Origin of the sequence: Maribellus luteus (assembly GCF_003576475.1) — a bacterium.
Taxonomy (GTDB): Bacteria; Bacteroidota; Bacteroidia; order Bacteroidales; family Prolixibacteraceae; genus Draconibacterium; species Draconibacterium luteum.
Genome location: NZ_QWGR01000220.1, coordinates 1 through 552, shown reverse-complemented (window position 1 = coordinate 552; position 552 = coordinate 1). Strand labels below are relative to the sequence as shown.

The 552-nt window shown below is 61.1% G+C and carries 1 protein-coding gene; it reads left to right on the top strand.

Annotated features, from left to right (window positions below; genetic code table 11):
• The coding region (locus D1614_RS28675) for a carbohydrate porin (RefSeq protein ID WP_147384410.1) at positions 1 to 552 on the top strand (552 nt) is incomplete at both ends.

Sequence of the window (552 nt, the reverse complement as noted above, 5' to 3'; positions counted from 1 at the left end):
GAACCCGGAAATCGACCAAGGTTTTGGACTTAGCAATACGGTCGGTCTGGCCGGCTTTTCAAGCGGAGAGGCCTACAAGATCGGCAACAACGCTCCCTACCGCAAGCTGCCGCGCTTGTTCCTACGGCAGGTCATTAATCTCGGCGGCGAGCAACAGGCAGTAGAGTCAGCCCCCAACCAGCTTGCCGGCAGCCGCTCGGCGGACAACGTCACCATCACCGTCGGCAAGTTCTCCGTGGTAGACATATTCGACACGAACACGTACGCGCACGACCCGCGCGGCGATTTCCTGAACTGGGCGGTGATCGATGCCGGCGCATTCGACTATGCAGCGGACGCCTGGGGCTACACGCATGGTCTGGCGGTGGAATGGACGCAATCGTGGTGGTCGCTGCGCGGCGGACTCTTCGCGCTTTCGGTGGTACCCAACAGTGTCACGATCGACACCACGTGGAAGCAGTACCAGTGGGTGGGCGAATTTGAAGCGCGCCACGATTGGTTCGGCCGCCCGGGCAAGATCAAGCTGCTTGCCTTTGCAACACGAGGCCGCAT